The organism is Vibrio sp. EA2 (assembly GCF_033042495.1).
Taxonomy (GTDB): domain Bacteria; phylum Pseudomonadota; class Gammaproteobacteria; order Enterobacterales; family Vibrionaceae; genus Vibrio.
Genome location: NZ_JAWLID010000009.1, coordinates 140498 through 160544, shown reverse-complemented (window position 1 = coordinate 160544; position 20047 = coordinate 140498). Strand labels below are relative to the sequence as shown.

The following is a 20047-nucleotide window of genomic DNA, read 5'->3' as shown; positions in this document are numbered from 1 at the left end:
CAATTAATACTCATCGTTATTTATATACTCCACCATACATTTTGCACAATTCTCGAGGAAGTTGCTTAACCGTGCCATCACTAAAAGTGCAGTCTACTCCAGCACCAAATACATGACCTGCATTTTGAGCTAACGAAACCGGTGAAGAAAATACCAAGCAAGCAAATATTAAAGTAGCAATTCGTTTCATGGTAAACCTCTTACTTATTAATAAATATAGAGTTGTCTCTATATCACTAATTTATAATCAGATTAATTTTCAAAAGGTGACTAAGCTTAAATACGATTTCGCTAGATGTTGAGCACTCTTGTTCAACTGCAAGCATACTATTGCCTCAATGGGGTAATTGGTACTCATGTTGTTGCTATCTCAGTTGACTATTTAAACAGCTTCTGATGAGTGGCAACCATCACCAAGCTAAAACAATATCGATTCTCCTGGTACACCTTTTACTTACCTAAAATATAAGCATTAAATGGCAATGCTTATTCGTTAAGTATGTATCCAGACTAATAAAGATCAAAAAATAATTAGCGATAAGTTAATTTTTTAAATTGAAATTAAAGTAAATATGGTTTTCAAGTTGTTTAATATCTATTTGATTCTATTATTTAGCACAACGAACTGATGAAGTATAAAGATAGGATGATAATAGTGCACCTTAACTTAATTTTAATTAGGAATTAAAATAAGGTTATGAAATAAAAGAGATAGTAAGGAAATAAAATAATGGAGAAAGATAATCTCCATTATTTTGACATAAATTAACCATCAATAGGTTTAATGATCAGAATAATTCCCTCTACAGCAACAATTTTTACTCTGGTTCCGGCAGGAAGAGCTTGGTCACTTTGAGCAGACCAAGTGGTGTCAGCAACATGGATTCTGTTTAATCCAATAGAGAAGTCTTCCTCTATCGTGAGAGTTTTTCCAATCAGTTGTTTGTACTTCTGGTTTAGATCTCTGGTTTGATCGTCTTGTTTGTCTTTTTTCCACTGACGTCGCCACCACAACCAGGTGGTGACCAAACTGAACGTGGCAAAACAAAGCCATTGCAGTTGCCAGCTCATCGGCAGTAGTGACAATAAAATGCCGACCAACAGGGCAGACAGACCAAGCCAGAGGAAGTAACCCGCAGTGCCGAGTAATTCTACAGCAAGTAGTCCAAATCCCAGCGCGAGCCAATGCCAGAAGGTGATCCCATCAAGTAAGCTTATAAAGTCCATAGGCAGGTCTTAATCTTTGTTTTGTTGTTTAAACATCTCTGCAATACCGGCAACGGATCCCATGAGCCCAGTTGCTTCCAGAGGTAGCATGATGATTTTACCGTTTTCCGCTTGACCAATGCTCTTTATTGCATCGGTATAGCCCTGAGCAATAAAGTAATTCACAGCTTGCATATCTCCTTTTGCTATTGCTTCAGAAACCATATAGGTTGCTTTGGCTTCCGCTTGTGCCGCGCGTTCTCGAGCTTCTGCGTGCAGAATCGCAGCTTGTTTCTCACCTTCCGCTTTTAGAATTTCTGATTGCTTGTGTCCTTCCGCTTTTAATATCTCAGCTTGACGCACACCCTCTGCTTCCAGGATTTCTGCGCGTTTGTTCCGTTCAGCCTTCATTTGCGCATTCATTGCGGCTGTCAGATCCGCTGGTGGCTGTACATCTTTGATTTCGATACGCGTTACCTTTATGCCCCAGGGGTTGGTGGCTTGGTCAACAATGATAAGCAGCTTCGAGTTGATCATATCGCGCTGACTGAGCATTTCATCGAGCTCCATTGAGCCCAACACGGTACGAATATTGGTAAGCGTAAGGTTTCTGATCGCATGCTCCAGGTCGTTCACTTCATAGGCTGCTTTTGACGCGTCGACCACTTGTACGAAACAGACGGCATCAATTGTTACATTGGCATTATCTTTACTGATGACCTCTTGTGCCGGAATATCCAGTACGCGCTCCATCATATTTATTTTATGACCAATACGGTCGATGAAGGGGATAATTAGATTTAAACCGGGTTTGAGAGTATGGGTGTAGCGACCAAAACGCTCAACAGTCCAGTTGTTCCCCTGAGGAACGGTTTTTATGGCGGATGAAAGAATAACAATGGCAAGAACAACAAAAATACCGATAGTAATCAACGAATCAATAGGCATAGGATATTCCTTTATATGCATAAAATCTGATTCATTTTTACTCATTTAACGCGATTAGACAATTGAATATATGAGAACAGGTACCAGTAGTTTGAAGCCAGACAAAATAAAAGCCGGAATACACCGGCCTTTATTTCAAATCCATATTTTGACTGACTTAGTACAAGATAGAGTAAAGTTGTCGACGATATTTACTTGCTAGGGCATTGCCTTGTCCTAATGCACTCAGAATGTCCATAAAGGTTTTCTTTACTTCGCCATCTTGAGCACCTAAATTCACTTTCAGGATGTTCCAAAGCAGATCCAACGCTTCTTCATCTCGGCCCACTTGGTTGTATTGAACCGCTAACTCACAGGCTAACTCCAGATTATCTGTATTTGCCGCGTATTCTTGCTCCAGACGCTGGAGCTCTGGGCTGTCTGCTGCCTGAAGATGTAATTCAAGCTTGGCCATTAAGCCTTTGTAGTAGTTATCCTGATACTCAAGAGGGATGGAGGCTAAGAGATCTTGAGCAACGTCAAACTGCTTGGTTTCCAATAGGCAGTCTGCAGTTGCTAGTTTGACATCACCACGTGATTGTAACTCAGCAGGCAGTGTGTGAATGATACTCAAAGCTTCAGCGTGCTGACCTTGTTGTAAAAGCTCAGTAACTTGCTTAAGTAATTGTTCATCCGGGCTTGGCAGGTGCTTTTGGAGCATGGCTGCGATGGCGTCAATTGGTTGAGGTCCGCCTAACCCGTCTACCGCCTGACCGTTAATAAACAACGCGATGGTCGGCAGGACCTGAACACCAAACTGAGATGCTAAAGCTGGTTGGTCTTCACAGTTCAGTAAAGCAAGGGTAAAAGCACCATTGTACTGTTGAGCCAGAGCTTGTAACTCAGGCAATATTTGTGCGCTTTCTGGTTGAGCGTTGGCCCAAAAATGGATCAGAACGGGCGTGTTCATTGATCCTTCAAGCGTTTCGCGAAAGTTCTGTTCTGTGATCTCAACGATAAATGGGGATTGCATCAGAGTATCCTTGCTTTTGTTTCTTGTCGTTGGTTGTAGATATGGAGTTGATTTAGTGGAAAATCAAGCTGTATAGACAAATAAGCTCGAGATGTTTGGGTTACTTGGATGGAGATGGCATAGAAAGGAGAAACGCTGCCGAAGCAGCGTTGTCCTAATAGCAAGCGAAGGTGCTATGAAATTGGCGAGTCCTGCACAGTGATTATCATTTTTATCGTGCAAGGTGTGGTATCAGAATAGGATGAACAACGTCACCACTACACCCACACTAAGCCAGTTAAGCTGATTTAATGTCATTATTGTCTCGCATCGGAACAAAAAATTGCTACAAAACAGAACGGGTGGCGATACCAAATCTAATCAAATCTGTAGCCAAAATCGCATTCATTTTGGAGCAGAGTTGCCTAGATATTGATTCGAACAAGTGTGGTTTTTTTAACCTACATGTTCATAATGACATCACATTGTTACGATGAAATTACACGACGACAAAAGAAATTTATGCTGCTTGTCGCAAAATTTTATCGAGTATCCGGGTGGGTAATACTCTTTTTAACACAGCGAACAGCTTGGTTGGTGTAGTAATACGGTAGCGGATTTTCGGTGAATCGCTGGTGAGTGCGTGCAGGACAGGAGCAACACATGCTTCTGCTGGCAGCGCAAATTTATTGTTTGACTTGTCGTTGTCTAAGCGTTGCTTCTGACCTTGGTATGCGATGCGGTGTGGGCTAGACTCCACATCAATCCACTTTTCAAATGCTTTAAGCGCATTGTGTCTAAACTGAGTTTCGATAGGTCCCGGTTCGATAATGGCCACTTTAATATTGGTGTCGGCCAGTTCAAGTCTTAACGTATCGGTCCACCCCTCCAAAGCAAACTTTGAAGCATTATATGCGCCGCGGTATTTCATTGCGGCAAAGCCCAGTACTGAGCTGTTTTGAATGATGCGACCTTCACCTTGTGAACGTAGATGAGGGAGAATCTCTTGCACCAGTTGGTGCCAGCCGAAAAAGTTTGTCTGGAACTGGGCTTTGAGCGCTTCGGTTGGCAGATCTTCCAAAGCACCAGGCTGACCATACGCCCCGTTGTTAAATAGGGCGTAGAGTTTTCCCTGAGCTAAACTTATCGCCTCTTCAGCGCCTTGAGTGATACTGGCGGGATCATTAAGGTCGATTTGTATGCAGGTTAACCCTTCGGCTTGCAACCGCTGGACATCGTCTTGGTTTCTGCAAGACGCAATGACGTCAAAGCCCTGCGCTTTCAAAGCGTGGGCACATACATAGCCAATACCGGTCGAGCAACCAGTGATAAGAATAGACTTGTTCATAATTTTAGCTCAGGATAAACGTAGAATAAGGTTTATCATTCAACAGCTTCGTTCATGAAGCAAGTGCTTAAGTGCTGGCTCAATCCTTGAGTAACTGAACTGGAAATCTAATTCTGTGAGTTTTTTCGGCTTGGCTCTGATGCTATCGAACAACAGACAGGCTGATTCTCCCATTAGTAACTCCATGACCCATTTAGGCGTAAATAAGATGTGTGGTCGTTTGAGCGTTTTAGCTAACGTCGCACTGAAAATTCGATTAGTCACTGGGTGAGGAGCACACATGTTAAACGCCCCGTGCGCATGAGGTGTATTAAGCAAGTACATGATGGCACGCACCATGTCGAGAATGTGAATCCAGGGTAGGTATTGGTTACCGTTTCCAAGTGGTCCACCCAAACCTAACTTGTAGGGTAATAACATTTTCGCCAAGGCACCGCCATGTGCGCCGAGTACAACACCGGTTCGCAATAAGCATACTCGTGTATCTTCTGATTCTGCACGCTTGGCAATCTGCTCCCATTTTTCACAAACAAGGTGGGGGAACTCTTCATTGTTGACATGAAGGCATTCGTCAAAGGGGTGCTCTTGTTGGTCGCCATAATAGCCGACCGCAGAGCCACTGATGAAAACTGAGGGAGGTTTTGTACTCGCATGGATAAGTTCCACAATTTGCTCTGTAATTTTCCAGCGACTTTTACAAATTTTTTCTTTCTGCTTTTTGGTCCAACGTTTATCAGCGATCGGCTCTCCCGCTAGGTTAATGACCGCATCAATATGGTTGAGATCGGCAAGTTGATCGAGAGAATCAAGATACTCTATGTTCCCAACATCAGCATGTTGTAGGTGCTGTTTCGCTTTTTCTGGTGAACGTGTCAACAGCACCACTTGATGAGTGGTGATTAGCTTAAGTAACTCTGAGCCAATAAATCCTGTTCCGCCGGTTAGTAATATCTTCATGGCGTCTCATTGAATGAAAAAACATGACAACATTATAGTCATTTTGTTTGTGGCTTGATCATATTCTCTTGTGTTTCGTCGTTAACCGTCACGCGCCAGGAAAAAGTTTGGCCCTGCATCCACTTCACATATTGAAAAATTGTAACTAGTTGTTATTGGTGACAATGGCTCCCTCACATTTGCGTTAAGAAATTTATGCCAGACTGATACTAGTTGGTTAAAGCATACCAATCAGTTATGGCTCAGTTAGTCACGGTGTTCTAAAGGAGGCGGTATGGAAGCGTTTATTGCTCTTTTTCGGGCTCTCCTTAATAGTGCGCGCGATCTGCTTCCCATCGTCCTGGTGATCACTTTCTTTCAACTGGTGGTGTTACAAGAGCCTTTACCTAATCTGGTCTCTATTCTTTTTGGCTTATTGCTTGTCGTCCTCGGGTTGACGTTTTTTATCTTTGGATTGGAACTGGGGCTGTTTCCTATTGGTGAGAGCATGGCTCAGGCGTTTGCCCAAAAGGGCAGCGTTTTTTGGCTTCTGGTCTTCGCATTCTGTTTAGGGTTTGGCACCACCATCGCGGAGCCTGCTCTGACTGCCGTTGCCGAGAAAGCCGCTCAGGTAGCTGCCGAGGGCGGGATGATTGCCAACTCAGAGTCATCGATCCAGGAGTATGGCACCGGGCTTCGCGTGACTGTGGCGTTGTCTGTCGGTATTGCCATTGTGATTGGTGTGCTGCGTATTCTCAAAGGTTGGCCTATCCATTACATGATCATCGGCGGATATGTGGGCGTGGTGGTGCTAACTTGGTTTGCTCCTGAATCGATCATTGGCGTGGCATATGATTCCGGTGGCGTGACGACGTCGACTATCACGGTTCCGTTAGTAACAGCGCTTGGAGTAGGCCTCGCCTCCGCAATTAAAGGACGTAATCCAATGGTCGATGGCTTTGGTTTAATTGCTTTTGCTTCGTTACTGCCAATGATGTTTGTCATGATTTATGGGATGGTCGTGGCATGATTTCATTTGAGCACTTTTTCGAGACGCTTTTGTCCACTATTCGCGATGTTATTCCTATCACTGCCATCATTTTTGGCTTTCAACTTGCCGTACTTCGTCGCCCGGTAAATAACCTGAGAAAAGTGCTTTTTGGTTTCGCCTACGTCATTTTGGGTTTGTCGCTGTTCTTACTTGGGCTGGAAATGGCGTTATTCCCCCTAGGCGAAACCATGGCCGTACAACTTACCACGCCCGATTTTGTACGAGAGTTCAAAGTATCAGTTGGGCAGCAACTAGAGTGGGTCGACTATTATTGGGTGTACACCTTTGCTTTTTGTATTGGTTTCAGTACGACGATTGCGGAACCATCATTAATTGCGGTGGCCATTAAAGCGAATCAAGTGTCCGGTGGCAGTATTAGTGTGAGTGGCCTGCGTATTGCTGTAGCACTAGGGGTGGCGATTGGCATTGCGCTGGGGAGTTACCGGATTGTCGTCGGAGACCCGATTCACTATTACATTATGGCCGGTTATGTCGTGGTGGTGGTTCAGACCTTTTATGCGCCGCAGATGATCGTCCCTTTGGCTTATGACTCTGGCGGTGTGACGACATCGACAGTCACTGTCCCACTGGTGGCGGCTCTGGGGTTAGGCCTCGCGTCTACCGTACCAGGGAGGAACCCAATGATAGACGGCTTTGGTTTAATTGCCTTTGCCAGTTTGTTTCCAATGATATCCGTTATGGGGTATGCGCAAATAACTCAATGGCTTAATAAAGACACCTCGGAGGACGAAGAAAATGCGCTTTAAATTGATACTTGCGTTTGTTGAGGATGCCAGAACCGATAAGGTGCTTGATGCCGCTCGCGAAGCGGGGGCTACCGGCGCTACGGTAATTAATAATGCACGAGGCCAGGGATTAAATCAGAAGCGAACGTTTTTTGGTTTGACCTTAGAAGTACAAAAAGATGTGCTGCTGTTTGTGGTGGAGGAGCATCTCTCTCGGCACATTTTGGAAACCATCAGTGATGTCGGTGAGTTTGATAAGGAGTCAGGGCAGGGCATTGCGATTCAAATTGATATTGAAGACGCTGTCGGTGTCGCTCATCAGGTTGAAACATTGACTAAGGTTGTTGAGGACGAGTTATGAGTAATCAGGCGATTGTACGTGTTCGAGATGTCATGGCCGCGACTTACGTCATGGTAGATGGGCTAATGACCGTTTATGAAGGGATTACACTAGCGAAAAAGTATCAAGTGAAAGCGCTGGTGGTGAAAAAACGCGATGACAATGATGAATTCGGCATAGTATTGATGAATGATATTGCCAAAAAAGTGCTGTCGAATAATCGCTCACCTCAGCGAACTAATATATACGAGATTATGACCAAGCCCGCTCTGTGCGTCGGGCCGGACATGAATGTGAAATATTGTGCCAGAATGTTTGAACGGTTCGGCATTAGCCGCGCACCGGTTATTGAGGATGGTGAGGTGATCGGCATGGTCAGTTACAACAATATCGTCATTAATGGCATGGTAAGAGACTGAGTGTAAAGGTAAATTAGGACTAAAATCTTCCCATGTCAGTGAAAGTCATCAATTTATAACACATTATATATTTATGATGTTGCATATGTGTTTGCTGGCACTTATCCTTTGTGCCCTAAGTATTTAGTCGAGGATTTTTATCATGCCTTTAGTTGCTTGTCCGGTTTGTGAAAAACAGATTTCTAAACGAGCGCATACCTGTCCGGGGTGTGGGGAGCCGGACCCATTGAATCATTTAGCCAAGTCAAAGTTTATCTCAATGGTTTTTTGGTTGCTGGTACTCGTAGGGGTAGGTTATGCAGCATGGGTTTACTTGTTGCCAATGCTTATTGAGTTTGTACGTAACCAGTAAGTTGAGCTGCGTTCAGAATGGCGTAGAATAGCCTCTGTTTTTATGAGGAGATAATGCTGTGAAACTATTTTTTGCCTCAGATTTGCATGGTTCTTTACCTGCGACGAGAGAAACCATCGACCTGTTTAATGCATCAGGCGCGGAACATTTGGTTCTGTTGGGCGATATTCTCTACCATGGGCCAAGAAATCCAATACCGGAAGGGTATAATCCAGCTCAAGTGGCTGATCTTTTGAATCAGTACAGCAAGCAGATTATTGCAGTACGAGGTAACTGTGATAGTGAAGTGGATCAGATGCTATTAAGCTTTCCGATGATGATGGACTATGCCTGGGTGTTACTTGAGTCTGGTCAGCGCCTGTTTTTAACTCATGGCCATATATACAACAGCAGTCAGCGCCCTGAATTGAAACAAGGGGATGTAATCGCCCACGGTCACACCCACATACCGGTCGCGGAGTTACAAGATGGTGTTACTGTTTTCAACCCTGGTTCGATGACGTTTCCACGCAACGACTTACCACGAAGCTATGGCTTGATGAATGGAAAGACATTAACAGTACAAACGCCAAAGGGTGAAGTGTTGGCACAGACAGAGATATAGTGTTTGTAGTCAGCTTGAGATTCTTTAGTTAACTATGATAGGGAGTGCTGCACTCCCTTACTTTGAATCCGAATGTCCCAAATCTCTGTCTGGTGCAATAATATCTCTGACCTTCTGTTTCAAGACCTTTGCTTCCGGAAAACCGCCATCTTTTTTACGCTCCCAGATTTGCTGCCCATTACAGAAGATTTCGAATCGACCACCGGTATCTGGATGTAAAGTAACGGATTCAATCTCTTCGCTGAACGTATGCAGCAACTCTTGTGAAAGCCAGGTTGAACGTAACATCCAATTGCACTGACGACAGTAGTAAATGTTAATAACCGCTTTTTCCATTCTATTTTCCTTTTAACTACAATAGCCCGTTAATTTCTACGCTTACCATTAAACCAGCAGCTTAATTCCTACAGCAAAGGTAAGAACCTCAAAGGCAATTTTTATTACGCGGTTGCTATATCTAGTGGCCCCCCAAGCTCCCAAACTTCCTCCTAAGAAAGAGCTCAACAGCAAAACGGGTAACCATGCCCAGTGAATAGGTGCGCCAGCCTGAACGACAGCGACGCCACCTATACCATTCCAAAATAACCCAACGCAAATCATGGTGTAAGCGACGGCTTGTTTATAATCAAACCCGAACCAGCGAACCAAAAACAGCGTAACAAGCAGACCAGAACCGGCAGTAAGTGAACCATTAATAATTCCAATCAGCATCAGCCCAACGCCACCTACGATCCAACCAAGCCGATCGCGGTGTCGCATCATCTCTGATTGCCCTAGCTGCTTTTTCAACCGTGAGTAGACACCAAGGCCAAGAATCATGATACCTAACATCTTCTCTGCAATACCATCAGGAATATGGACGATGATATTGGCACCAATAATGACTCCAATACTGCCGACCAGGATCAGATATAGCGCTATGGGGAGTTTTATCGTACCGGCTTTTAAATGTGTGCTTGCAGCCCCTAATCCTAGGGCCACGGACGCGACTTTATGCGTGCCGAGCGCGACAGAAAAAGGTAGACCTAAAAAAATAAGTAAGGGGAATTGCAATAAGCCCGCACCGCCGCCGGAAAGCGAGGCCAACGTGTTTGCGATAAGTGAGCCAAAAAAGAGAGCGAATGTGTCTAGCCAGTCCATATGAACAACAAAGGGGGCATCTCGCCCCCTCTTCAAGCAAAAAATCAGTTTTTAAACAGTACCGTAGAACCGTGGTTCAGGCTAGTTAATAACAATGTTTTCTCGTTAACGACGTCAATACGACGACTCTGCTCTGCATCAAGCCTGAAGATTTGTGTGATCAAGCGCAGTTGCTCTTCAGAGAAATCTCTCGACTGAGAAGACGAAATGTCTTTGAACTCAGAAGGCGAAACGAGCAGGTAATTATCGCTGACCTCCCAGCGTCCCTTCTCTGAGATATTGATAGTCGATTCTGCCGTAGAACCTTGGGCAAAAAGCTTAATGTTGGCGACACGAATGTATTCGCCATTCGGCAGATATTTCACGTTGGATTCTACATTGACCTTACGCAGCGGACCTACCGTGTCGCTCGGTAATTTATCGGTAATGAGCGTCACCATGGCGGATTGCCACTCGTTTGCGGTAAGGACCTGTTCAATTTTGAGGTCACTTCCCCAATATAACCAACCACTGAAAAGAGCGGATACGGCCAAAACCGCAGATGCAAACTTTATCTTCATAATGGCCTCCTCTTATTTACAGATATCGGCTGGGTCATTTTGACCGGAAACAATACGCAGAGTGACGTTCTCATACGAGTGGTTAATGTCATGGATATAGTTAAGTACCAATTGATTGTTCTGGCCCCCCGTTGCGATGACTTCAACAGGTGATGAATCCTTTGCGTGATGTTCCACGTAGCGTTCAACACACTGCTTGATTGAAGGCAGCCAGTCATTAATTTGCGGGTGATTCACCGGAGTTAGCACAGGTACATTTTGATAGATGTCTACCTGGCGGAACTTGGATTCAGCAGGATTAGTGAATAACAATACGCTAATTGGCAGTAATATGGCTACCAATATCATTAGGCGAGATAACCACGCATTTGGTCTTCTACCAGTCTGAACCTGAAGTTGCTCACGGCTAGGTTCATTGTCTACCTTTGTTTCCGAGATAGATTCTGCTGGTGGCGGATTCGATATGATCTCACTTTCTGTGTTGTCTGACTCATCGTCTGAAGCTAGCTCTTCAGTTTCTGAGTTAAGCACAGAGGAAAGCGGATTGATTCGCTCTACAGAACAGATCAGCTGGTAGCCGCGCTTTGGGACCGTTTTTACAAACTGTGGCGATTTTGTTGAATCCTTCAACATCTTACGCAGAGTGGAGATCGCTTGAGTAAGACTTGAGTCATCCACCTCAAAACCTTGCTCACGCCAGACAAACTCGTGGAGTTCGTTACGGGTTAACACTTCGTTGGGTCTTTCTGCCAACATCAAGAGAATGCGGCTTTCGTTGCTTCCTAATCGTACAACGTCGGTGCCATTTTGTTGGTCAGCGAGCGAATTACTATTTGGGTCAAAAGTAAACCTTTGAGCAAGTAGGAATTTGGTGCCAATGCTAGTCATTTAGTTCTTCTTAGATGGATGATGTTGAAATTATAGTGATTTATATCACAAATTTAAGCTATGCGTATGGGATATGCACGACGTTTTAGATGCTTTTAGCCGGGTAGGATAATTAAATTTTTGTAAAAAAACACTGTTTTTAGTTGGATTGACCTTGAATTTACATTTGTCAGCCACATGTTACATGACATATTAGAAACGCTATTTCACGGAGTTGAGGTGTTTACTTTTCTCCCTGAGGTGGCTGGTTAGTTTAGATGTTATGGAGCAAACATGAGCGAAACTGTATCTCAAAATAAAGAAACTCGTGGTTTTCAATCAGAAGTAAAACAACTACTTCATCTAATGATCCATTCTCTTTATTCCAACAAAGAGATCTTTTTGCGTGAGCTGATTTCTAACGCATCAGATGCATCAGACAAATTGCGTTTTCAGGCCCTGTCTAACCCAGATCTATATCAGGGCAACGCTGATCTTGGTGTAAAACTGTCATTTGACGAAGGCGCAAATACCCTAACGGTCTCTGACAACGGTATCGGCATGAGCCGTGATGATGTGATCGAGCATCTGGGTACCATTGCAAAATCTGGCACGGCAGACTTCTTCTCAAAACTGTCTGAAGACCAAAGCAAAGACTCACAATTGATTGGTCAGTTTGGTGTCGGCTTCTACTCTGCGTTTATTGTCGCAGATGCGGTTACTGTACGAACTCGTGCTGCAGGTGTTTCCGCTGAAGAAGCCGTGCAATGGCACTCTGCGGGTGAAGGTGAATATACCATCGAAAACATCGTAAAAGAGTCTCGCGGTACTGATATCATTCTGCACATGCGTGAAGAAGGTAAAGAGTTCTTAAGCGAATGGCGTTTGCGTGAAGTGATCAGTAAGTACTCTGATCATATCGGTATCCCGGTTTCTATCCAAACCACGGTACGTGATGAAGAAGGTAACGAAACGGGCGAGAAAAAGTGGGAGCAAATCAACAAAGCTCAAGCACTGTGGACTCGTAATAAATCGGATATCTCAGAAGAAGAGTATCACGAGTTTTACAAGCATGTTTCTCATGACTTCGCGGATCCTTTGGTCTGGAGTCATAACCGTGTAGAAGGTAAAAACGACTACACCAGTCTGTTGTACATCCCATCCAAAGCACCTTGGGATATGATGAACCGTGACCATAAGTCTGGTTTGAAACTGTACGTCCAGCGTGTATTCATCATGGACGATGCTGAGCAGTTTATGCCGTCTTACCTGCGTTTTGTACGTGGTTTGATAGATTCAAACGATCTTCCACTCAACGTATCGCGTGAGATTCTGCAAGACAACAAAGTGACTCAGTCACTGCGTAATGCTTGTACCAAACGTGTGCTGACTATGCTAGAGCGCATGGCGAAGAATGATTCAGAGAAATACCTGTCATTCTGGAAAGAGTTCGGTCTGGTACTAAAAGAAGGCCCGGCTGAAGACTTCACAAACAAAGAGAAGATCGCTGGTCTGTTACGTTTTGTCTCTACCGAGGTTGACTCTGCTGAGCAAACCGTCGCGTTGGCTGACTACGTTGAGCGTATGAAGGAAGGCCAGGATAAGATCTACTACCTGACAGCAGACAGCTATGCGGCAGCGAAAAACAGCCCTCACTTAGAGCAGTTCAAAGCAAAAGGCATCGAAGTTATCCTGATGTACGACCGCATCGATGAGTGGTTGATGAACTACCTGACTGAGTTTGACGGTAAGCAGTTCCAGTCAATCACCAAAGCGGGTCTGGATCTGAGCAACTTCGAAGACGAAGCTGAGAAAGAAAAGCAGAAAGAGACCGAGGAAGAGTTTAAGTCAGTCGTTGAACGTACGAAGTCTTACCTAGGCGATCGCGTAAAAGAAGTTCGTACAACCTTTAAACTGGCGTCAACGCCAGCGGTTGTTGTGACGGATGATTACGAGATGGGGACACAAATGGCTAAGCTTCTTGAGGCGGCAGGTCAAGCGGTACCAGAAGTGAAGTACATCTTCGAAATCAACCCGGAGCATGAACTGGTTAAGCGTATGGCTGATGAAGCTGACGAGGAAGCATTTGGCCGCTGGGTTGAAGTACTTCTAGGACAGGCGATGCTTGCTGAACGTGGTTCTATGGAAGATCCTGCGCAGTTCTTAGGTGCGATCAATCAACTTTTGACTAAGGTTTAATAGTCGCTAGACATCAAAAAGCTCGCATATCGCGAGCTTTTTGTTTGTTAACGCATAAATTTGCATTACAGGTGTTGAGTTAATGGTCAATAGTGGCAGAAAGATGCGGTTGTTAACATTCTTTAGTCTTAATTCACTCTTTGCTCACATAACCTGTGTTAGAATCTGTGACTTGAATGTCAGTCACAAGGCGTGTATTTTTGCCGCCTAACGTTATACCGAAACTTATCGTTGCGAGTGCTGCTTAGGTTTTAACCCTGAGCAGGCAGGCTATTGTGAGCTTCGGTATAAATCTTAAATATTAAAGAGGATAAATCATGCGCATCATTCTTCTAGGTGCTCCAGGTGCAGGTAAAGGCACACAAGCAAACTTCATCATGGAAAAATACGGTATTCCACAAATCTCTACTGGTGATATGCTTCGTGCGGCGATCAAAGCAGGTACAGAGCTTGGTAAACAAGCAAAAGCTGTTATCGACGCTGGTCAGCTAGTTTCTGATGAAATCATCCTTGGCCTTATCAAAGAGCGTATTGCTCAAGACGATTGCGCAAAAGGCTTCCTACTTGACGGTTTCCCTCGCACTATCCCTCAGGCTGATGGCCTAAAAGAAATGGGTGTTGACGTTGATTACGTTATTGAATTCGACGTTGCTGACGATGTGATCGTTGAGCGTATGGCGGGTCGTCGTGCTCACCTTCCTTCAGGTCGTACTTACCACGTTGTTTACAACCCACCTAAAGTGGAAGGTAAAGATGACGTAACTGGTGAAGATCTTGTTGTTCGTGATGACGATAAAGAAGAAACAGTACGTGCACGTCTAGGCGTTTACCATGAGCAAACTGCACCACTTATCAACTACTACGGTAAAGAAGCAGAAGCTGGCAAAACTAAGTACCTAAAATTCGATGGTACTAAACAAGTTGCTGAAGTGAGTGCTGATATCGAGAAGGCATTAGCATAATAGTTAATACCTATTATCAAAATTTTTAAGAATTTTGTTATAGTTAAGCGACCGTAAGGTCGCTTTTTTTATACATATTTATAATACCAATCCCCGTCATATCTTTTTATTGTTACTGATTAGAGTGGCTGGCATTGGTTTAAGCTGGAAACAAAGGGACGCTATGCCAAAAATAAAAAAACAAGGTGTGCTACTGGTTAACCTAGGGACGCCTGACGAACCAACTGCTCCTGCTGTAAAGCGCTTCTTGAGCCAGTTTCTTCATGATCATCGTGTGGTCGACATGACACGATGGCTATGGTGTCCAATTTTGCACGGGGTTATTTTACCGATACGTGCCCCAAAAGTTGCCAAGCTTTACGAGTCCGTTTGGATGGAAGAGGGCTCACCGCTCATGGTGTACTCAAAGCGCCAAGCGAAGAAACTGGCTCAGCAGTTAGATATGCCCGTAGAGCTAGGTATGACTTATGGTAATCCAAGTTTACAAGCGGGCTTTGAAGCCTTGCTGGCACAAGATGTTGATGAGGTTATCGTATTGCCTTTATATCCTCAGTATTCAGGCACGACAACAGCAGCGGTTTCTGATGGAATAACCAAAGCATTTAAACAATTACCAGTCATACCTGCATATAGCTTAATTCGCGATTATCACGATCATCCTATGTTCATTGATGCCTTGGCTCAATCAGTGCGAGCGTATTGGGCTGAACATGGGCAAGGTGAGTATCTGTTATGTTCTTACCACGGCATTCCAAAGCGCTATGCAGATAACGGTGACATTTATCCTCAGCATTGTGAAACGACCACTCGTTTGCTGGGTGAAGCGCTTGGATTGAATGAAACGCAGATAGGAATGGCTTATCAGTCCCGTTTTGGGCGTGAAGAATGGCTACAGCCATACACTGATAAAACTCTGGAAACGTTGCCTGCCAAGGGTATTAAAAAGATTGATATCATGACACCAGCATTTTCTTCGGATTGTTTGGAAACGTTAGAAGAAATCGCAGGAGAAAACAAACACATTTTCTTAGAAGCAGGTGGTGAGCAGTTTAATTACATTCCTTGTCTGAATGATGATGACCGACATATTGAGATGATGGCAGAGTTGGTTCGTAATAAGCTGTAATCGTTGTCCTGAAAAGGTTCTAACAAAAAGGGTCGCAAGTGCGACCCTTTTTAGTTTGAATGATGGTTTAAGCCACTTGTACTTGTTGCTCTTCTACTTGTTCTGCATTACTTGATGTACTTTCAGCACCGTGCATCCAGCGCACTAGCGTATTGGAGAACAGTAGCAGGATAAGGCCGCTGACAGTTGCACTCGCTGCAATACCGCTAAAGATTGCCATCGCACCGAGTTCACCAACGTGAGAGCCCACATAGCCAGCGACGTAGTTTGCAATCGCATTACAACCGAACCATGCCCCCATCATTAGTGATGCCAAACGCAGAGGCGCTAGCTTGGTGACCAGAGACAAGCCGATCGGAGATAGGCAAAGTTCACCCAGGGTATGGAAGAAGAAGGCACCAACCAGCCATAGCATTGAAGTTTTCACCGTGGTGTCGCCGCCTTGCTCCAGTACCGCCCCCACCATACATAGGAAGCCGAGAGCTAAGAAGAACATCGCTAGAGCAAATTTTACCGGTGAGTTTGGCTCACGTTTACCCAGCTTCACCCATAGCACCGCAAGAACAGGTGCAAGCGTAATGATAAAGAATGGGTTAAGTGACTGGAACCAGGCCGCAGGCACTTCGAAACTGCCAATCATACGGTCAGTGTATTGCTGTGTATAGATATTCATCAGGCCACCTGCTTGCTCAAAGCCAGCCCAGAATACGATGGTGAAAAGGCTCATGACCAAAATCACTTTAATGCGATCCACTTCTTCTTTAGTAAGTGGCTGCTTCTTAGTTGATTTCTGATTTGCTAACGCGCGTTTAGCCGCTGGTTCACGGCCGATATCACCTAGCCATGATTGAGCGAAAGTCATTTGCATCACAAGACTCATAAGCATACCGATACCCGCAGCAACGAAACCCGCCTTCCAACCGAAAGAGTTGGTAACGGAACCAGAAACGACACCAGCAAGCAGAGCCCCTAGATTGATACCCATGTAAAAGATGGTGAATGCGCCATCGCGGCGGTTGTCACCTTCTTTGTAGAGGTCACCAACCATAGTAGAAATGTTTGGCTTGAACAGGCCGTTACCCGAGATTAAAAGCGCAAGACCTAAATAAAAGGTGTGAAGAGAACCCAGTCCTAGCGCATCTGCAGGTAATGCCAAAGTAAATTGACCAATAGCCATCAAAGCGCCGCCAAGCAAAATGGAGCGGCGTTGTCCTAGATAGTTATCTGCCAGGTAGCCACCAATGAGTGGCGTGATGTAAACAAGTCCTGTATAGATGCCGTAAAGGTCTAATGCGTCTTTAGTTGACCAGCCCAGTCCGCCATTCATTGTGGTATCTGTGAGGTAAAGGACGAGAATGGCACGCATTGCATAGTAAGAGAAGCGTTCCCACAATTCGGTGCCGAACAGTAAAAACAGGCCACGTGGGTGGCCAAAATATTGATGTTGGTTTGACATAGAATCTTTTAATAATAGTTGTTACATTTTTCGAGACAAATATATACCTTTATATTTAACAGTTAACAAATGATAAATTTTGCGTAAGTGCGGTTTGGTTTGTATAAGTGACTGTTTTATCGGTTGTATGTGGAATAATTTATGGTTCTTCGTTGTGGGTAAAACTAATTTTCCATTTTTGGGAGTGGAGGATGTTTGTACAACGGTTGAAGAGAATTTGATTTCTGTGAGCGATATTTATTTATAATTCTGTAGATAAAGTAATTGCTCATGACTCAACACTGGCTTAATGCTAGGATGCTGAAAAAATAGAATTGGCTAGTAAAAAATGAAACGTTGGTATCTACTTTATTGTAAACGAGGGGAGCAGGTTAGGGCGAAACAGCACCTTGAACTTCAAGGGGTGGAGTGCTTTTATCCGACCGTTGAAGTCGAGAAAATATTACGTGGTAAGCGACAAAAAGTCGAAGAGCCACTGTTTCCATCATATGTGTTTGCTCGTTTTGACTACGAGGAAGGACCGAACTTTACATCCGTTCGTTCAACACGCGGTGTTGTTGATTTTGTCCGATTTGGTGCGCAGCCAAAAGAAATTCAAGGTGACCTGGTCGCTGAGCTAAAGCAAATAGAAAAATGCTGTCATCAAAAAGCAGTCTGCGAAGGTATGCCTAAGCGCGGTGATCAGATTCGGGTCAAAAGTGGTCAGTTCGCTGGTATTGATGCCATCTTCCAGGAACAAGATGGCGAGAAACGTTCAATCATGCTGGTGCAGATGATAACCAAGCGAGTCCCTGTCAGTATTGACAATAGTGATTTAGACTTGACGTAACACCTTGAGATATAAAAAAGGGCTGGTTTTTAACCAGCCCTTTTAGATTCTATTCGTGTCTGTTGCTTAGTAAGCGTCGTTGTGAACGTTTTGTACTGCTCGGCCCGATGGGTCTACACAGTTTTGGAACGACTCATCCCATTCAATCGCTTTTGCTGAAGAACAAGCGACAGATGGACCGCCCGGAACACATTCTGCTGCTGATGGCAGTGGGAATAGTTCTTCAAAGATTTCACGGTACACATAACCTTCTTTCGTGGTTGGTGTGTTGTAAGGGAAGCGGAACTTCGCTGTTTCCATTTGCTGATCGGTAACTTTCGCTTCTGCAGTTGCTTTAAGCGTGTCGATCCAGTCGTAACCAACACCATCAGAGAACTGCTCTTTCTGACGCCAAGCGATAGATTCTGGCAAGTAATGTTCAAAACACTCACGTAGGATATGCTTCTCCATTTTGCCGTTGCCGCACATTTTGTCAGCAGGGTTTAGGCGCATTGCAACGTCAATAAACTCTTTGTCTAAGAAAGGTACACGACCTTCAACACCCCAAGCTGCGAGTGATTTGTTCGCACGAGCACAGTCAAACATGTTTAGAGCTAGCAGTTTACGAACCGTTTCTTCGTGGAACTCTTGCGCATTTGGTGCTTTGTGGAAGTATAGGTAGCCACCAAAGATTTCATCGGCGCCTTCACCTGACAGTACCATTTTGATACCCATCGCTTTGATCTTACGTCCCATTAGGAACATTGGAGTTGAAGCGCGGATTGTTGTTACATCATACGTTTCGATGTGGTAAATCACATCACGAATCGCATCAAGACCTTCTTGAATGGTGTAAGTCATTTCATGGTGCACAGTACCGATTTGTTCAGCAACTTCACGTGCTGCTTTTAAGTCTGGAGCGCCTTCAAGACCAACCGCAAATGAGTGCAATTGTGGCCACCAAGCTGCTGACTTTTCATCATCTTCGATACGCATTGCTGCAAAACGTTTCGCGACTGCAGAGGTGATAGAAGAGTCCAAACCACCAGATAAAAGCACACCATATGGTACGTCAGTCATTAGTTGGCGTTTTACTGCAGCTTCAAGCGCTTCAGTTAGTTCTTCTTTACTCGTGCTGTTACCTTGAACTGCAGCGTACTCGTTCCAGTCACGAACGTAGTAACGTTGTGGTTCTGCGTCTTTAGAGCTTAAGTAGCTACCTGGAGGGAATTCGCCCACGGTTTTACAAACAGGTACCAGTGCTTTCATCTCAGAAGCAACATAGTAGTTGCCGTGCTCATCATGACCTTGGTAAAGAGGGATAATACCAATGTGGTCACGACCAACTAAGTATTCGTCTTTCTCTTCATCGTAAAGAACGAAAGCGAAAATACCGTTTAGTTCTTCAAGAAGGTCTGCACCCATATCTTGGTATAGTGCAAGGATAACTTCACAATCTGAGTCAGTTTGGAATTCGTACTTACCTTCGTAGCGTGCACGGATTTCTTTGTGGTTGTAGATTTCACCGTTTACCGCAAGGATTAGCTTTTTATCAGGGCTGTATAGTGGTTGTGCTCCGCTATTTAGGCCAACAATAGCCAAGCGTTCATGAGCCAGAATTGCTCTATCTGAAGAATAGATACCAGACCAGTCTGGGCCTCGGTGACGAAGCTTTTTCGACATTTCTAATGCGATAGGGCGTAACGCTGCTGCGTCACTTTTAATGTCTAAAATGCCAAATACTGAACACATACAACTTCCTTTTTAAACTAAACAATTTCTTTAAACTAAACGATTTCTAATCGGTATGGCTTAAATTTGCCAGTTTGAGTAAAAAAAGCAACGCTTTGTGATTAAAAAAAAGATAAAAGACCCTTGTGGGTAAATAATTTCTAATAATTTCTGGTTTTTGGTGGATGAAATCAAGGTTTGGTATAAAAAGAAGACAAAAAAAGCCTTCTTTTTGCATGAAGGCTTTTTAGGTTATT

At 44.3% G+C, this 20047-nt stretch carries 22 protein-coding genes; 10 read left to right on the top strand and 12 right to left on the bottom strand.

Going from position 1 to position 20047, the window contains the following annotated elements:
- Positions 1-16: 16 nt before the first annotated feature.
- From RXX31_RS17655 to RXX31_RS17630, 6 genes are all read right to left on the bottom strand, one after another.
- Entirely contained in the window at positions 17-190 is a 174-nt protein-coding gene (locus RXX31_RS17655; protein ID WP_317590973.1) for a hypothetical protein, read from the bottom strand.
- A 575-nt stretch (positions 191-765) separates the two neighbouring features.
- Complete coding sequence (locus RXX31_RS17650) at positions 766-1227, bottom strand: NfeD family protein (protein ID WP_317590972.1); 462 nt, start codon at positions 1225-1227, stop codon at positions 766-768.
- A 9-nt stretch (positions 1228-1236) separates the two neighbouring features.
- Entirely contained in the window at positions 1237-2154 is a 918-nt protein-coding gene (locus tag RXX31_RS17645) for an SPFH domain-containing protein (RefSeq protein ID WP_317590971.1), read from the bottom strand.
- Positions 2155-2311: 157 nt separating this feature from the next.
- Entirely contained in the window at positions 2312-3166 is an 855-nt protein-coding gene (locus RXX31_RS17640) for a co-chaperone YbbN (RefSeq protein WP_317590970.1), read from the bottom strand.
- 499 nt (positions 3167-3665) lie between these two features.
- Positions 3666-4493, bottom strand: a complete 828-nt coding sequence (locus RXX31_RS17635) for an SDR family oxidoreductase (protein WP_317590969.1) — start codon at positions 4491-4493, stop codon at positions 3666-3668.
- Between the two features lie 39 nt (positions 4494-4532).
- A complete protein-coding gene (locus RXX31_RS17630) occupies positions 4533-5450 on the bottom strand; it encodes a TIGR01777 family oxidoreductase (RefSeq protein ID WP_317590968.1) in 918 nt (305 codons plus the stop codon).
- A 274-nt stretch (positions 5451-5724) separates the two neighbouring features.
- Between RXX31_RS17630 and RXX31_RS17625 the strand changes: the two genes are divergently transcribed.
- The 6 genes from RXX31_RS17625 (at position 5725) to yfcE (ending at position 8941) form a co-directional block, all read left to right on the top strand.
- The gene (locus tag RXX31_RS17625; RefSeq protein WP_317590967.1) at positions 5725-6459 is read left to right on the top strand and encodes a DUF1538 domain-containing protein; all 735 of its coding nucleotides are present in this window, start codon (positions 5725-5727) and stop codon (positions 6457-6459) included.
- Positions 6456-7247 (top strand): DUF1538 domain-containing protein, encoded by a 792-nt coding sequence (locus RXX31_RS17620; protein WP_317590966.1) that lies wholly within the window; start codon positions 6456-6458, stop codon positions 7245-7247. Before RXX31_RS17625 ends, RXX31_RS17620 begins: the two co-directional genes overlap by 4 nt.
- Positions 7237-7587 (top strand): P-II family nitrogen regulator, encoded by a 351-nt coding sequence (locus RXX31_RS17615; RefSeq protein ID WP_264902735.1) that lies wholly within the window; start codon positions 7237-7239, stop codon positions 7585-7587. The genes RXX31_RS17620 and RXX31_RS17615 overlap by 11 nt, the downstream gene beginning before the upstream one ends.
- The gene (locus tag RXX31_RS17610; protein ID WP_264902734.1) at positions 7584-7985 is read left to right on the top strand and encodes a CBS domain-containing protein; all 402 of its coding nucleotides are present in this window, start codon (positions 7584-7586) and stop codon (positions 7983-7985) included. Before RXX31_RS17615 ends, RXX31_RS17610 begins: the two co-directional genes overlap by 4 nt.
- A gap of 142 nt (positions 7986-8127) precedes the next feature.
- Positions 8128-8337 (top strand): hypothetical protein, encoded by a 210-nt coding sequence (locus RXX31_RS17605; RefSeq protein WP_317590964.1) that lies wholly within the window; start codon positions 8128-8130, stop codon positions 8335-8337.
- Positions 8338-8395: 58 nt separating this feature from the next.
- Positions 8396-8941, top strand: coding sequence for a phosphodiesterase (gene yfcE / locus RXX31_RS17600; RefSeq protein ID WP_317590962.1), 546 nt, complete (start codon positions 8396-8398; stop codon positions 8939-8941).
- 57 nt (positions 8942-8998) lie between these two features.
- On the opposite strand, the gene RXX31_RS17595 is transcribed toward yfcE, so the two are convergent.
- The 4 genes from RXX31_RS17595 to RXX31_RS17580 are packed head-to-tail and all read right to left on the bottom strand — an operon-like array spanning position 8999 to position 11529.
- A complete protein-coding gene (locus tag RXX31_RS17595; RefSeq protein WP_317590961.1) occupies positions 8999-9277 on the bottom strand; it encodes a SelT/SelW/SelH family protein in 279 nt (92 codons plus the stop codon).
- A gap of 48 nt (positions 9278-9325) precedes the next feature.
- Entirely contained in the window at positions 9326-10081 is a 756-nt protein-coding gene (locus RXX31_RS17590; RefSeq protein ID WP_317590960.1) for a sulfite exporter TauE/SafE family protein, read from the bottom strand.
- A gap of 44 nt (positions 10082-10125) precedes the next feature.
- Positions 10126-10641, bottom strand: a complete 516-nt coding sequence (locus RXX31_RS17585; RefSeq protein WP_317590959.1) for a regulatory protein ToxS — start codon at positions 10639-10641, stop codon at positions 10126-10128.
- Between the two features lie 12 nt (positions 10642-10653).
- Complete coding sequence (locus RXX31_RS17580) at positions 10654-11529, bottom strand: transcriptional regulator (protein ID WP_317590958.1); 876 nt, start codon at positions 11527-11529, stop codon at positions 10654-10656.
- Between the two features lie 273 nt (positions 11530-11802).
- Between RXX31_RS17580 and htpG the strand changes: the two genes are divergently transcribed.
- The 3 genes from htpG to hemH all read left to right on the top strand — a co-directional run bounded on the left by htpG (position 11803) and on the right by hemH (position 15795).
- The gene (htpG, locus tag RXX31_RS17575; RefSeq protein ID WP_317590957.1) at positions 11803-13707 is read left to right on the top strand and encodes a molecular chaperone HtpG; all 1905 of its coding nucleotides are present in this window, start codon (positions 11803-11805) and stop codon (positions 13705-13707) included.
- Positions 13708-14024: 317 nt separating this feature from the next.
- A complete protein-coding gene (gene adk, locus RXX31_RS17570) occupies positions 14025-14669 on the top strand; it encodes an adenylate kinase (protein ID WP_317590956.1) in 645 nt (214 codons plus the stop codon).
- A 163-nt stretch (positions 14670-14832) separates the two neighbouring features.
- Positions 14833-15795, top strand: coding sequence for a ferrochelatase (gene hemH / locus RXX31_RS17565; protein ID WP_317590955.1), 963 nt, complete (start codon positions 14833-14835; stop codon positions 15793-15795).
- A 67-nt stretch (positions 15796-15862) separates the two neighbouring features.
- Here hemH and RXX31_RS17560 read toward each other — a convergent pair whose 3' ends face one another.
- Positions 15863-17251, bottom strand: coding sequence for a peptide MFS transporter (locus RXX31_RS17560; RefSeq protein WP_317590953.1), 1389 nt, complete (start codon positions 17249-17251; stop codon positions 15863-15865).
- A gap of 328 nt (positions 17252-17579) precedes the next feature.
- Between RXX31_RS17560 and rfaH the strand changes: the two genes are divergently transcribed.
- A complete protein-coding gene (gene rfaH / locus RXX31_RS17555; protein ID WP_317590951.1) occupies positions 17580-18080 on the top strand; it encodes a transcription/translation regulatory transformer protein RfaH in 501 nt (166 codons plus the stop codon).
- A gap of 66 nt (positions 18081-18146) precedes the next feature.
- Here rfaH and asnB read toward each other — a convergent pair whose 3' ends face one another.
- Complete coding sequence (gene asnB / locus RXX31_RS17550) at positions 18147-19811, bottom strand: asparagine synthase B (RefSeq protein WP_317590950.1); 1665 nt, start codon at positions 19809-19811, stop codon at positions 18147-18149.
- Positions 19812-20047: the final 236 nt, after the last annotated feature.

Coding starts and splice junctions, on each gene's coding strand:
- RXX31_RS17655 (WP_317590973.1), bottom strand. CDS start 190: ATGAAACGAATTGCTACTTTAATATTTGCTTGCTTGGTATTTTCTTCA.
- RXX31_RS17650 (WP_317590972.1), bottom strand. CDS start 1,227: ATGGACTTTATAAGCTTACTTGATGGGATCACCTTCTGGCATTGGCTC.
- RXX31_RS17645 (WP_317590971.1), bottom strand. CDS start 2,154: ATGCCTATTGATTCGTTGATTACTATCGGTATTTTTGTTGTTCTTGCC.
- RXX31_RS17640 (WP_317590970.1), bottom strand. CDS start 3,166: ATGCAATCCCCATTTATCGTTGAGATCACAGAACAGAACTTTCGCGAA.
- RXX31_RS17635 (WP_317590969.1), bottom strand. CDS start 4,493: ATGAACAAGTCTATTCTTATCACTGGTTGCTCGACCGGTATTGGCTAT.
- RXX31_RS17630 (WP_317590968.1), bottom strand. CDS start 5,450: ATGAAGATATTACTAACCGGCGGAACAGGATTTATTGGCTCAGAGTTA.
- RXX31_RS17625 (WP_317590967.1), top strand. CDS start 5,725: ATGGAAGCGTTTATTGCTCTTTTTCGGGCTCTCCTTAATAGTGCGCGC.
- RXX31_RS17620 (WP_317590966.1), top strand. CDS start 6,456: ATGATTTCATTTGAGCACTTTTTCGAGACGCTTTTGTCCACTATTCGC.
- RXX31_RS17615 (WP_264902735.1), top strand. CDS start 7,237: ATGCGCTTTAAATTGATACTTGCGTTTGTTGAGGATGCCAGAACCGAT.
- RXX31_RS17610 (WP_264902734.1), top strand. CDS start 7,584: ATGAGTAATCAGGCGATTGTACGTGTTCGAGATGTCATGGCCGCGACT.
- RXX31_RS17605 (WP_317590964.1), top strand. CDS start 8,128: ATGCCTTTAGTTGCTTGTCCGGTTTGTGAAAAACAGATTTCTAAACGA.
- RXX31_RS17595 (WP_317590961.1), bottom strand. CDS start 9,277: ATGGAAAAAGCGGTTATTAACATTTACTACTGTCGTCAGTGCAATTGG.
- RXX31_RS17590 (WP_317590960.1), bottom strand. CDS start 10,081: ATGGACTGGCTAGACACATTCGCTCTCTTTTTTGGCTCACTTATCGCA.
- RXX31_RS17585 (WP_317590959.1), bottom strand. CDS start 10,641: ATGAAGATAAAGTTTGCATCTGCGGTTTTGGCCGTATCCGCTCTTTTC.
- RXX31_RS17580 (WP_317590958.1), bottom strand. CDS start 11,529: ATGACTAGCATTGGCACCAAATTCCTACTTGCTCAAAGGTTTACTTTT.
- htpG (WP_317590957.1), top strand. CDS start 11,803: ATGAGCGAAACTGTATCTCAAAATAAAGAAACTCGTGGTTTTCAATCA.
- adk (WP_317590956.1), top strand. CDS start 14,025: ATGCGCATCATTCTTCTAGGTGCTCCAGGTGCAGGTAAAGGCACACAA.
- hemH (WP_317590955.1), top strand. CDS start 14,833: ATGCCAAAAATAAAAAAACAAGGTGTGCTACTGGTTAACCTAGGGACG.
- RXX31_RS17560 (WP_317590953.1), bottom strand. CDS start 17,251: ATGTCAAACCAACATCAATATTTTGGCCACCCACGTGGCCTGTTTTTA.
- rfaH (WP_317590951.1), top strand. CDS start 17,580: ATGAAACGTTGGTATCTACTTTATTGTAAACGAGGGGAGCAGGTTAGG.
- asnB (WP_317590950.1), bottom strand. CDS start 19,811: ATGTGTTCAGTATTTGGCATTTTAGACATTAAAAGTGACGCAGCAGCG.